This window comes from Acinetobacter sp. ANC 5045, from assembly GCF_004331005.1.
GTDB classification, from domain to species: Bacteria; Pseudomonadota; Gammaproteobacteria; order Pseudomonadales; family Moraxellaceae; genus Acinetobacter; species Acinetobacter towneri.
Map to the genome: position 1 here is coordinate 84,471 of NZ_SJNS01000004.1, position 12,842 is coordinate 97,312.

Annotated in this window: 8 protein-coding genes and 3 tRNA genes; 6 read left to right on the top strand and 5 right to left on the bottom strand. The window is 43.7% G+C overall.

Going from position 1 to position 12,842, the window contains the following annotated elements; translation table 11 throughout:
- Positions 1 to 6: 6 nt before the first annotated feature.
- From E0H79_RS05250 to E0H79_RS05260, 3 genes are all read right to left on the bottom strand, one after another.
- Complete coding sequence (locus E0H79_RS05250; RefSeq protein WP_004976036.1) at positions 7 to 804, bottom strand: 2-keto-4-pentenoate hydratase; 798 nt, start codon at positions 802 to 804, stop codon at positions 7 to 9.
- A 429-nt stretch (positions 805 to 1,233) separates the two neighbouring features.
- Entirely contained in the window at positions 1,234 to 1,902 is a 669-nt protein-coding gene (locus E0H79_RS05255; RefSeq protein ID WP_131261068.1) for an HAD-IA family hydrolase, read from the bottom strand.
- A gap of 353 nt (positions 1,903 to 2,255) precedes the next feature.
- Entirely contained in the window at positions 2,256 to 3,218 is a 963-nt protein-coding gene (locus E0H79_RS05260; protein WP_131261069.1) for an RluA family pseudouridine synthase, read from the bottom strand.
- A gap of 762 nt (positions 3,219 to 3,980) precedes the next feature.
- Between E0H79_RS05260 and E0H79_RS05270 the strand changes: the two genes are divergently transcribed.
- The 5 genes from E0H79_RS05270 (at position 3,981) to E0H79_RS05290 (ending at position 10,004) form a co-directional block, all read left to right on the top strand.
- Positions 3,981 to 7,409: an Rne/Rng family ribonuclease gene (locus E0H79_RS05270; RefSeq protein ID WP_131261070.1), complete on the top strand. Its 3,429-nt coding sequence runs from the start codon at positions 3,981 to 3,983 to the stop codon at positions 7,407 to 7,409.
- A 258-nt stretch (positions 7,410 to 7,667) separates the two neighbouring features.
- Positions 7,668 to 9,509, top strand: coding sequence for a long-chain-acyl-CoA synthetase (locus tag E0H79_RS05275; RefSeq protein ID WP_131261071.1), 1,842 nt, complete (start codon positions 7,668 to 7,670; stop codon positions 9,507 to 9,509).
- 194 nt (positions 9,510 to 9,703) lie between these two features.
- A tRNA-Lys gene (locus E0H79_RS05280) sits at positions 9,704 to 9,779 on the top strand.
- 21 nt (positions 9,780 to 9,800) lie between these two features.
- Positions 9,801 to 9,876: transfer RNA gene (locus E0H79_RS05285), tRNA-Lys, on the top strand.
- A gap of 52 nt (positions 9,877 to 9,928) precedes the next feature.
- Positions 9,929 to 10,004, top strand: a tRNA-Lys gene (locus tag E0H79_RS05290).
- Between the two features lie 261 nt (positions 10,005 to 10,265).
- Here the strand turns inward: E0H79_RS05290 and E0H79_RS05295 are convergent.
- The gene (locus E0H79_RS05295; protein ID WP_131261072.1) at positions 10,266 to 10,838 is read right to left on the bottom strand and encodes a hypothetical protein; all 573 of its coding nucleotides are present in this window, start codon (positions 10,836 to 10,838) and stop codon (positions 10,266 to 10,268) included.
- A gap of 318 nt (positions 10,839 to 11,156) precedes the next feature.
- On the opposite strand from E0H79_RS05295, the gene E0H79_RS05300 reads away from it, so the two are divergent.
- A complete protein-coding gene (locus tag E0H79_RS05300) occupies positions 11,157 to 11,423 on the top strand; it encodes a PspC domain-containing protein (RefSeq protein WP_131261073.1) in 267 nt (88 codons plus the stop codon).
- Positions 11,424 to 11,651: 228 nt separating this feature from the next.
- On the opposite strand, the gene E0H79_RS05305 is transcribed toward E0H79_RS05300, so the two are convergent.
- Positions 11,652 to 12,755, bottom strand: coding sequence for an HPP family protein (locus E0H79_RS05305; RefSeq protein WP_131261074.1), 1,104 nt, complete (start codon positions 12,753 to 12,755; stop codon positions 11,652 to 11,654).
- Positions 12,756 to 12,842 lie beyond the last annotated feature (87 nt).

A 12,842-nucleotide genomic window follows, 5' to 3' on the forward strand; every position in this document is an offset into this window, starting at 1 on the left:
CTCGATTTATTCCGCAGCAAACGCAGCTGTCACTGAACCAAAGCCTTCAATTTCGACTTTAAATTCTTCACCTGGCTGTGCAACAACCATAGGACCTAAAGCACCAGTTAAGATGATGTCGCCTTTTAACAATGGACGACCACGGCGCACCATTTCATCGGCTAACCACACGGCAGCGTTTAATGGATTTGCTAAACAAGCTTTACCCACGCCTTGAGAAACTACTTCTTCACCACGGGTCATCACCATTTTGCAGTTCACCAAATCCAGATTTTCTAGCTTGACTGGTTTTGAACCTAGAACGAATGCAGCAGAAGATGCGTTATCGGCCACGGTATCAATCAAACTAATTTTCCAGTTTTCAATACGGCTATCGACCACTTCAATGGCAGGCAAGGCATATTCAGTCGCGCTGATAATATCCGCATACGTGTGTTTTTCTTTGGTTAGATCTTGGTTAATCACCAATGCAATTTCTGCTTCTACTTTTGGCTGAATCAGCAAACCTGCAGGAATCGCTTCACCATCACCATAAGCCATATCGGCAAACAACATGCCAAAGTCAGGCTGATCTACACCCAGTTGTGCTTGAACCACTTTAGAGGTCAAACCAATTTTACGCCCCACCAAACGACGACCTTCTTTTAAGGCACGTTCGGTATTCACTTCTTGAACGGCATAGGCAATATCTACGTCAGCACTTTCACCACCAAGTTCTGGGCGGATTGGCGCAATCGCAGTTTGAGAGAGTTCGGCAGTACGTAATGCTTGCGCAACTGATTCAACAACAGCAGAATTCGACATCAATGTTTCCTTAAACTGCAAAAATTGGGCATATACCCCGAGATGTTGGAAAGGTAATAATAGAAAATAGGGATGATGACCCCGATCTTGTCCATTCTCAGGACAAGCTATCCAGCTCAGAGGTATGTAAACTGATTAAGAATCGGAAAAATGGCGGGTTTATGCCAATACTTATTTTCTTTTTTTCAATAGCTATTAGCTATTAATCTATTTTTATAAAAAGCAAGCAAAACAGTTGTCTGTAGGCTATGACATTATTTTCCGAGTCATTGACTCGGCAATTCGCAGCAATCTTAAAATGTCTTAATCCTAACTTTAGACTAAAAGCTAAGCCTTTTTATGACGCTCCCAAAAGTACATAAAAAAAGAGCAACCTGAAATTTTTCAAGTTACTCTAATTTCAAATTCATCTAAATTGTTTTACTGGGTTTAACTCGCCTGACGTAAACGATATTGCTGCACTAAAAAATCATGCAAACTCGGCACATCATCTGCAATGGTTAAAGGCTGATAACGCTGCAACACCTCTACACTATGCACGCCATAACTCACGCCTACACGCGGCATAGCAATATTTTGTGCCATTTCTAAATCGTAAGAAGTGTCACCCACCATAATCGCTTGCCCGACCTGCACATCGGTACTGCTCAAAATTTCCTGCAGCATTAAAGGATCAGGTTTAGATTTGGTTTCACTTGCAGCACGTGTCGCCACAAACAAATCCTGACTTTGGGTTTGCGCCAACACTCGGTCTAAACCTTTACGGCTTTTGCCTGTTGCCACTGCCAATTTCAGTCCCAAACCTGACAACTCATTGAGCATATCTGCCACACCCTCAAACCAAGCATCGGTTTTTGAGTGTTCGACATAGTGTTCTGAATAGCACTGCAAAATCGCTTGATGCAGCTCTGGCACTTCAGGAAATAAACGCTGTGCCACTTCAGGCAAACCCAAACCAATAATACTTTTAGCCGCAGCATCGGTCAGGGGTTGCTGAAATTGTTGTGCTGCGAACTGCAAACTCGCCACAATTTGACCGACGGAATTAAATAAGGTGCCATCCCAATCAAAAATGATGAGTTCTACAGGTTTATTCATATTAGGTTCCTAAATTTGATTCGGCTTTTAAATTCCCTCGCTTTACCTTAACTCAAAAGGATAAACGACCAAGAATCAGCACATATATCACAACAAATATTCGATACGCGAAGGGCGACATGGATGTCGCCGTTTCGCTGTGGCACAGAGATGTTCCATCAGCGAAACAAAAGTTTTTTGTTACTTTTCATCTTTGAAAAGTAAGGCATAGCCTATACACCAAAAATTTAAATTAAAAACTATAAAATGTGGCTGTGAATTACCCCTAAAAACCTCATCTCCTTGTTGCGAAACAATGTTCCTCATCTTTAAAAAGAAGCAAGCTGCTATCGCACAACAGAGAGTTACAAAAATTAAAACTCAGGTGGCGCCGTCGGCTTATCCGCCTTTTGCGCTCTCAACTGCGCCACCAAACTCTGCATATCTTCAGGTAAAGGCGCTTCAATCACAGGATAGCCTGGAATTTCCAAACGCATGGCATGTAAGCACAAACGACGTGGCGCAGGACCCCGATATTCAGTTTGATGACCATATTTATCATCACCTACTAGCGGATGCCCAATACTTAAACCATGCACACGAATTTGATGGGTACGTCCAGACAATGGCGAAGCATATACCAAGCTTGCATGCATAAAACGCTCTGCCACATTCCACTGGGTTTTAGATTCTTTACCTTCTTTAGACACACGTACACGACGTTCGCCATTCGCCAATTCATAACGATGTAACGGCGCATCAATCAATTGTTTATCCAAACTCACCTGCCCTTTGACAATGGCAGCATAAGTTTTTTGGATTTTATGTTCGCGCAATAAATCTTGCAGGGTTTTTAAGGTACTGCATTTTTTGGAAATCATCACCAAGCCTGAAGTATCACGGTCAATACGGTGAATCAATTCCAAATATTTTTTACCTGTCGCAGCACGTAAGCCTTCAATCAACCCGTAGGCAACGCCACTGCCGCCATGGACTGCAATGCCCGAAGGTTTATTCACCACCATCAAGCCTTCATCTTCATAAACCACACGGCTCAATAAACCCTGTGCCACCTTGTCTGAAATTGGAGCAGCACTGTCGTCTTTTTGTTCATAGCGAATCGGCGCCACACGAATTTGATCGCCAATATTCAGTTTGGTTTCTGCTTTAATGCGCTTTTTATTGACCCGCACCTGCCCTTCACGAATCAAACGATAGATGCGACTTTTAGGCACCCCTTTTAAACGACTAAACAAAAAATTATCGATGCGTTGACCCGCTTGATGCTCATCCACTTCAAACCAAGTGACACTTTGCCATTGTTGGGTAGAATTCATACAGTTAAGAGACCTAATAAAATACTAAAATTGATTAAAAACTGATCATTTAGGCTATGCTTTACACAAGAAACATAAACTTAGCCCATAGGCAGATGATGCAAGGTTTGATATAGTCAGCGCACGGAAACCATCGTCAGTGGGTTCACGTTGAATCTTTTCAGGTTTTTCTGAAATAGAGCAATCAACCAACATCCCACTACATACGAGCAGGTCCCAAAAGAATTATGCCGACGCCGAAGGCTTATTATATCGGCAAAAAAGCAAACTGTTGCGTTTAATTGTACCTCAGGTACATAAATCAGTTTGCCTGAAAAAATATGTCGCCAACTCCAGTTGGTTTTTAAACGTAAACTGATACACATCAGATTAGTCGCACCCTGAAAACCACTTCAGGCTAAAGCGTTTGATGTATTGGATCTGCACAATTTGTAAAGATACGACGATAATTCCGTATCAAGACACTCTATCTATGAAAGAAGAGATGATCTTCGAGCAATGTGACAGTGAAAGTTACACACATCCAATACACCGCTCGTCCGCCAGTGAAGCGATCAGGTGACTTTATCCGTTTAAAGGTTAAAGCCGTATTGCCATCATCAATACGTGAATCATACACCGCAGCCCCACACAAAAAGGCCGGTAAAAAAAGCTCAGACCACAATTGGTTTTTTTGAGATCTGAGCAGTTGATCCGTGATGCTTGATGTTCGCTACGTGTCTAGCGATTTTTTGCTGTGTATCACTATTAGGTGTTACACCCATGAAACGTATGTTGATTAATGCAACACATGCCGAAGAAATTCGCGTTGCACTTGTCACTGGTCAGCGTCTTTACGATTTCGATTTAGAAAATCGTACCCGTGAACAAAAAAAATCGAATATCTACAAAGGTCATGTGACCCGTGTAGAACCTTCTTTAGAAGCCGTATTTGTTGAATACGGTGCAGGTCGCCAAGGCTTCCTGTCGATGCGTGAAATCGCAAACTCTTATTACAAAGCCGACCCTCGCCAAACTTCTAATATTCGTGAACTGATCACTGAAGGCACTGAGCTTTTGGTACAGGTAGAAAAAGAAGAACGTGGCAACAAAGGTGCTGCGCTCTCTACCTTCATTTCTTTGGCTGGTCGTTATTTAGTGCTTATGCCAAATAACCCGAAAGGTGGCGGTATCAGTCGTCAAATTTCAGGTTCTGTGCGTGAAGAACTCAAAGAAATGTTGGCATCTTTAAACGTGCCACGCGGCATGAGCGTGATTGTACGTACTGCGGGCATTGGTCGTTCACAAGAAGAATTACAGCTTGATTTACAACACTTGCTTGACCTTTGGGCGCAAATTCAAAACACCGCAAGCTCTGGCCCATCGCCAATGTTGGTACACCAAGAAGCAGGTGTGGTGACACGTGCGATTCGTGACTACTTACGTGATGATGTTGCCGAAATTTTAATTGACTCAGAACAAGCTTATAACGAAGCCTATAACTTCGTAAAAGCCGTGATGCCACGTCAGTTAGACAAGCTAAAAACCTATACTTTAAATGAGCCGCTATTCGCGCATTTTGGTATCGAAAGCCAAATTCAAACAGCTTATGAGCGTGAAGTTAAATTGCCTTCAGGCGGCTCAATTGTCATTGACCAAACTGAAGCATTAGTTTCAATTGACATCAACTCGGCTAAGTCTACCCGTGGTCAAGATGTTGAAGATACTGCGCTTAATACCAACCTTGAAGCTGCCGAAGAAATTGCGCGTCAATTGCGTTTACGCGACATCGGTGGTTTGGTGGTCATCGACTTTATCGACATGTCCAAAGATCGCAACCAACGTATGGTTGAAGCCAAACTTCGTGAAGCGACACAAAGTGACCGCGCACGCATTCAATTTGGTCAATTATCCCGTTTTGGTTTAATGGAAATGAGCCGTCAGCGCTTACGTCCATCACTTGAAGAAGCGACTGGCTACGTTTGCCCACGCTGTCATGGCACAGGCATGGTGCGTGACCTACGCTCTCTTTCACTTTCTATTATGCGTAAAGTGGAAGAAATTGCCCTGCGTGAACGTCATGGTGAAGTTCAAGTCGAAGTACCTGTTGAAATTGCAGCATTCTTACTGAATGAAAAGCGTCACAGTCTGGTTTACCTTGAGCAAACTTCAAATGTGCGTGTGACTGTATTACCTCACCCACACTTAGAAACCCCACATTACGAAATTTCGTATAATCCTGAAGGTTTTGCACCAACCAGCTATGAACGTACTGAAGCAACCCGTTCAAGCGAAAAAGAGTTGGGTTATGAATCTTCTGAATGGCATTTAGAAGAAGCCGATCAATCGCACAGCCACGCTGCTGCACCTGCGGCTGAAAAAACCTCTGCAAGAAAACCACAAGCAGCACAGCAAAATAAAGCATCTGCACAACAGCAGCCTGCACCTGCGGCAGCAACAACTACTGCAAGCCCATGTGCCTGGTTAGAAAACCTGTTTGTTCAAAAGCAAGCCAGCACCATTGATCAAGCACGTAGTGCCAACAATGCTGCAGCAGCCATTGAGCAAATGGTAAATAGCGGTGCTGTGAGCCGTGGTCAGTTTGGTCAAATTGCAACTGCGTCTACTGCCCCTGCTGCAAGCAGTCAAAATGTGTACCTTGCACCATCGACAGTGGCACAAAAAACTGAACGTGACTCTGCAGATAAATCTGCTGAACGTGAAGACAAACCGGCTCCGCGTCACAACAACAAAAAGCCGCGTCACAGCAACAACAATAACAAGCACAAAGAGCAACGTGAGCCGCAAACTCAGCACGACAATCAACAACATCAAGTGCATGAAGAAGTGGTTCAGATGTCGCGTCAGGAGCAACGTCAGGAAGCGCGTGAAAACAAACGCAATTCTCGTCGTCAGCACAGCAATGACCAAGCACCGCAGCAGCAAGAAGCTCAAAATAACAATGAGCAGCAAAATGCCGTGCCACGTCGTGACCGTCGTAACCAGCCTCGTCCAGAACGCCCAAATCGTCACCGCGACCCAAGCGTATTGAATGAGCAAGCACCTACCGCAGTGGCTTCTAATCAGCCAAAAGTGGACTTAATTGATGCACCGCGTCAAGAGTTCAACACGACGGCTTTGGTAGTGAATGTCGATCAAGCTCAAACTGAAATTGTGGCATTGAATGCTGCGCCAGTAGCGGCTGAATCAGTGACAGCAGTAGAAGCAACTGTGCTTGAAACGGTTGCTGAACCGACTCAAGCTGTTGCTGTGGTAGAGGCTGCTCCTGTTGTTGCAGAAAAAACAGCTGCACCTGCGGAAGTACAAGCACAGCCAACTGAACCTGCAAGACGTGCCAGCAATGACCCGCGTCAGCGTCGTCGTCAGCAACGTGAAGCTCAAGCACAGCAAGCAGCTGCACCAAAGTTAACACCTTCACAGGTGCCAACTTTAGCGCAATACAGCATTGGTAGCCTGATTCGCCACGTCTATGGCGAAGATTGTTCAGTCCTGATTGAACAGTTTGGTTTAATTCCAACGTTCAATCGTGCTTTGCAAAAGTTCACCGATGAATATGCGGCAACGCTTGCAACAGCTACGCCTGTGGCAGAGAAAAAACCTGTCACACGTGATGTGGAAGTTGCGAAAGCTGCACCAGAAGCAGAACCTGCACCTGTGTTAGATCTGACACCACCAAAACCTGTGTCAGATAAGCGTGTTGCCAACGATCCGCGTGAGCGTCGTCGTTTAGCCAAACAAGCTGCTGAGCAAGCCTTGGAACAAGCCAAGCAAGCACAGGCAGTAGAAAAGGCTGAAGCGGAAAGCACACCTGCAGCAGAGCCAACGACTGACGTTGTGGCAACTACCGACGCATCTGTAGAAGCAAACTCTACTGCAGAAACGTCTGTAGCGCTAAGCACAGAAGTCGAAGCAACTACAGAAGTAAACCCTGAAGTAGAGGCTACAACTGAAGTTACTCAGCCAGAGTTGAACGCGCAAGACGACCTTGCACAAACTGTCACTGAAACTGCAGCAGCGCAAGAAGAAACTGCCGTTGAAGTGGTCGCACCTGTACAAGTGGAATTAGCAGTAGATGACCCAGTCGAAACTGCTGAATCTGAACAGGACAAAGCAGAAAAAGAGAAAACTGCACGTCCGCGTCGCCCACGTGGTCGTCCACCTAAAAAAGTAACTCCGCCAACTGAGTCTTAATTCGCACTTTTGCAGCGGAATAAAAAAATCCAGTCATTTTAATGACTGGATTTTTTTTGCTACTTTAGAGCAAATGCAGTGGTGACTTAAATTTAAGCAAGTTAATTTGGTGTTAGGTGTTTTTGATTTTTAACAGCTTTTATAAAAACATCAGTCAAAGCTAAAAATTAGGTTGATTGCACTAGGACTAAGGGATTACAAAACAATAAGACGCGATGCTTTGCAGATGCAACGGATGATGACAAAAACAGGATTCTTATGTACCAGATGACAAAAAGCGATTTAATTGGCTTAACGGATGTTGCGGCAAAAATTCCGCAGTTTATGACTAAAGTGCCCCACCTGATCACAGGGTTAAAGCAAGCCTATTTACGCACACCCAATACGCCTGCAGGCTTAGGTCTTGCGTTTGAAAAAGCCGTGCATCGTAACCCGCATGGTTGTGCCTTGATGTTTGAAGATCAGCAGTACAGCTATTTGCAGCTCAACGCATGGGCTAACCAAATTGCACATTACTATTTAAGCATTGGCGCACGCAAAGGTGATGTCATTGCGGTGATGTTGGAAAATCGCCCTGAATTAATTGCCAGTGTCATTGGCTTGGCAAAAATTGGCGTTATCGCGGCTTTGGTCAATACCGCACAAGTCGCCAAAGTTTTGGCGCACAGCATCAATTTAGTCAAACCAATTGCCGTGATTGTGGGGGAAGAATGTCGCCAAGCCATTGCCGATATTCGCCAAGAACTTGAGCTTGCAGAAAATCGTCTGTATTGGTTTGCAGATCAAAATACCCGTACCGATGCCGGCACTGCGCCTGAAGGTTTTCAAAATTTAGCGCAATGCATTGCATCATTCCCAAGCTTTAATCCTGCCACCACACAGTCGGTACAGGGCAAAGATGGGCTGTTTTATATCTATACCTCAGGTACAACAGGCTTGCCTAAAGCGGTGATTTTCACCAATAGCCGTTGGACGTTGGCTTATGGTACCTATGGTCATGTCTTGGGTTTAAATCAGGATGATGTGATGTACTGCACTCTGCCGCTGTACCATGCCACAGGTATTGTGGTGTGCTGGTGTGGCGTAATTGCAGGCAGTGCCACCTTTGCCATCCGTAGAAAATACTCCACTTCATGCTTCTGGCAAGATGTACACAAATTCAATGCCTCTGCGATTGGCTATGTGGGCGAATTGTGCCGTTATTTAATGGATGCGCCTGCTTCTGATTTAGAGCGTGGGCATCGTGTGACCAAAATGATTGGCAATGGCATGCGTCCTAATATTTGGAGCAAATTCAAAACACGCTTTGGCGTTCAGGAAATTCTGGAACTGTATGCGTCTAGCGAAGGCAACGTCGGCTTTAGCAATGTGTTTAACTTTGACAACACGGTTGGTTTTTCACCGACACCTTATGCGGTCATTCAGTTTGATAAAGAAAAAAATGAACCCGTACGCGATGCCAAAGGCAAATGCATGAAAGTCAAAAAAGGCGAAGTCGGCTTATTGATTGGAAAAATCACCCGTCGCTCACCGTTTGATGGCTACACCGACCCTGAAAAAAACAAGGCGGTGATGATGCAAAACGTGTTTAAACAAGGCGATGCCTATTTTAACACGGGCGATTTAGTCCGCGACATTGGCTTCCGTCACGCCCAGTTTGTTGATCGTTTAGGTGATACCTTCCGCTGGAAAGGTGAGAACGTATCCACCACAGAAGTAGAAAACATTGTCAGTGACTATGAAAAAATTGCTGAAGCTGTCGTGTATGGCGTTGAAATCCCACATACCAATGGTCGTGCAGGTATGGCTGCGATTACCTTAAACGAAGGCTGCCAGTTAGATGAACAAGACTTGCGTCAAATGCTGGTGGAGTTTAAAAAAGCAATGCCCGCTTATGCAGTACCCGTTTTTTTACGCATTCAAAAGCAAATGCAAACCACAGGTACATTTAAATATCAGAAGAACACCCTGAAAACTCAAGGTTTTGATTTAAAACAGTGTGATGAAAAAATTCTGGTGTTATTGCCAAACCAATCTGCTTATTGCGAGCTGACCCAAGAAATTTACGACAATATTCAACAGTATCAATATCGCTTCTAAGCCACTATGTTGCCTATTTTTTGATTAGATACGACAAATTTGTTGCATTTATAATCAAACATAGGCAACTTTTTTATTTTTTACTTGCGCTCGCTTCATATCTTGCTACAATACGCTCCATCAAACGAAGTGGTGCTTAAAACCCTCTGGTTTTTCTTGCACTTCACAATCAAGCCTGCTTGATTGCTGGTTCAGGGTCGTTAGCTCAGTCGGTAGAGCAGCGGACTTTTAATCCGTTGGTCCCGCGTTCGAATCGCGGACGACCCACCATTTCCTTGATCAACCTTAGATGGGTCGTTAGCTCAGTCGGTAGAGCAGCGGACTTTTAATCCGTTGGTCCCGCGTTCGAATCGCGGACGACCCACCATCTTCTTCAAGGTTGATACTTTAAAAATGATCATCGTCATTTTTACTCCTCTGGGTCGTTAGCTCAGTCGGTAGAGCAGCGGACTTTTAATCCGTTGGTCCCGCGTTCGAATCGCGGACGACCCACCATTCCTTCTAAAAAATCTTTAAATTACCAGTCATCACAGCACTGTTCTGTGGATCGTGCAGTTTCGTAATTTACTATAGAATTCCCGTATTCTGCCCTGTTTGACTAACACTTTTATCCACTACACCTTGCTCAATTCAGTTGTAGACGATGTGCCATCATTGATAAATCATACTTTACACATCCCAAATAAAAACTTGATGTAAAAAAACAAAAGCCCAAAAGTTTTTCACGAATGGGCTAAGAATTGAATGAGCGAATAATTAACTTGCTCTGATTAAATGATAGTTTTGCGAAGGTAAGGGATTGCTTTTAAAGTATTCACGATTATTTTCTGTTGCAATCGCAATTTTGTTTTTATCCATAATTAAATTATGGTCTTGATCAACATTATAGTAAAAGTTCACCCCAGAGGCGCGTGCCACCACAATTTGATGCGCGTCTTCATCATAGAACCATAAATCTTTGCGGTATTTTTTTTTATTGTCGTAACTGATTTGCCCCGCATTGACAAAAATACGATGCGCTGTCCCATCAGGCAATAAGGTCAAAATATAATCGACTTTTCCGCGTTCGCACATAACAAACTTATCTTCACAGCTAATCTGAATGGTATAGCGTCCCACATAAGTTAGATGATTCTCGGGAATATGATGTTCCGTTGCAGCCGTTTGTATGGGTGCGGTTGCCTGCCCTGCTACTTCAGTCAGTCTTTTGGTTTCTACCTGTTCTGTATATTTTTGCACTGCAGCTTGCTCAAGTTGTGAATCATCGCATCCAAGCAATGCCACTGCACTCCATATAGAAACTGCGCAAATATTTAATTTAGCCGACACACTATCCCTCATATAGAGTGACCAGACCGAGTATTCAGTCCTATTCAAACCACCGAATAGACAGCTCAATGTAAGGCATGCTTTTCCTCAATCCTTTGTGGTCAAGCGCTTACTCTGCCCATCGCTTCTCTCTGATATTTTAGGTGGATGCTGGTTTAAGCAACACCAAAAGTTACATAACTTTACTAATTGCCTTGCTCACCGCCCTTTAAAAACCCAAGTGCATCACCATTTTTATTCTATATACAGATGATGTGCTGTGAAGCTAAACATCGGCATGTATTTATTTTGAATTTTAGATCTCTTAAGGAGAATTAGATGGCCAATGTTGGTTTATATCGCTCTAACCGCTCAAATATGATTGCTGGGGTCATGGGTGGTATTGCTGAACGTTTTGGTTGGAACGCAAATTTACTGCGCTTAATTTTTGTGATTGTTTCCGTGATGAGCGCTGCCTTTCCTGGCATTTTGGTGTATTTGGTGTTGTGGTTGGTGATCCCTAAACAAAACCAGTCGAATACAACAAACTATACTCAGGGCTACACAAGACCTGTGCGCACGGTCAATCCTGATCAAGACCGATAAACGGTATTGAAATTTTAAAGACTGACCATATTTAAAGATTCATAGGCTTGAATCATTTACCGATTCACTTGTAGACACCACCCTATTCACACAACTTTCTTCTTTTTCGCTACGATTGCTCCCCCAAGCATCGTAGCTTTTTTTTGCCTTTCAACCTGCAATATATTTTAAAAGTCACAGCATTTCAGGATTGAGTCGTGTTGAATACACATCGACAATGCGAGTCTATTAATTGGTCTTTACAGCAAGCTGTTGATTCAAGACGGCAATCATATCGGCACGGCTAATGATCCCCACCAAACGCTGCTGCTCTACCACAGGAATGTAGTTAAAAGAGCGCTCGACAAAGTACGGCACAAGGTCTTGAATACTTTGTTGCGGTTGCACCGTGACCACTTGGCGTAACATGATATGTTTCACTTGATGTTTCCAGCTATACGGCAAATCTGTTGCGTGTTTAAACCATTCCACTACTTCATACAGCGCCAAAGTTCCAACCAAATGTTGCTCTGTATCAATGACAGGTAAACTCATTAAATTCATGTGTTTGAATTTTTCTAAAGCACTGTGAATATCCTCATCTTGCTGCAAACTGACCACATCTTTACTCATAATATCGGCACAAGTCAGTGCTTGAGTTTGTCGTTCACTGGCTTTGTGTTGCGCTTCTAAAATGATTTTTTGTAAGTCGTATTCACTAATATCTAGCAACTGGGTTTGTGCATCTAAAACATCTTGAATATCTTGCGGCTGAATAGTGGCTTTTTGAGTAGGCGTTGGGTCTTGGGTACGTTGATTCAACTGTGGCGTTTGAGGATAAGGCTTGCCAATCATGCGGTTAAATACAATTGCAATCACCATCAGCAAAACTGAATTAAGCAGCACAGGATAAAAGATGAAGTGATAACCCAGCTCACGCACGGCATCTCCGCCAAGCACTGCGGTAATGGCCACTGCTCCACTCGGTGGATGCAGCGAATCGGTGGTCATCATCAAGAAAATAGATAAAGCCACAGCCACACTAAAGGCTTCGGTTAAATTTGGAATATATAAAGCACAGCTCACGCCCATAATTGCTGCAATACTGTTCCCAACTACAATATTCCACGGCTGCGCCAAAGGACTGGCAGGCACAGCAAACAACAATACCGAAGATGCACCCATTGGCGCGATATACCATGCGTTAATATCGCCCAACACCCACCAACTGATCAGGGAAGATAATGCCAAACCCAATAATGCGCCCAAACCACAAAGTAGGCGTTCTTTTAACGGCAATACTTTAAAATTGGGTTTCAGCGTATTCAGCCAATCAAGTTGTGAATGAAACACGGGCAGGCAATCCAGTGGTGACAATTGGACAAGATTATAAGGCAATCATTCAGTAAGATGTATTTGTTTTATATCTTTCATTTATCA

Coding starts and splice junctions, on each gene's coding strand:
- E0H79_RS05260 (WP_131261069.1), bottom strand. CDS start 3,218: ATGAATTCTACCCAACAATGGCAAAGTGTCACTTGGTTTGAAGTGGAT.
- E0H79_RS05275 (WP_131261071.1), top strand. CDS start 7,668: ATGTACCAGATGACAAAAAGCGATTTAATTGGCTTAACGGATGTTGCG.
- E0H79_RS05250 (WP_004976036.1), bottom strand. CDS start 804: ATGTCGAATTCTGCTGTTGTTGAATCAGTTGCGCAAGCATTACGTACT.
- E0H79_RS05300 (WP_131261073.1), top strand. CDS start 11,157: ATGGCCAATGTTGGTTTATATCGCTCTAACCGCTCAAATATGATTGCT.
- E0H79_RS05270 (WP_131261070.1), top strand. CDS start 3,981: ATGAAACGTATGTTGATTAATGCAACACATGCCGAAGAAATTCGCGTT.
- E0H79_RS05255 (WP_131261068.1), bottom strand. CDS start 1,902: ATGAATAAACCTGTAGAACTCATCATTTTTGATTGGGATGGCACCTTA.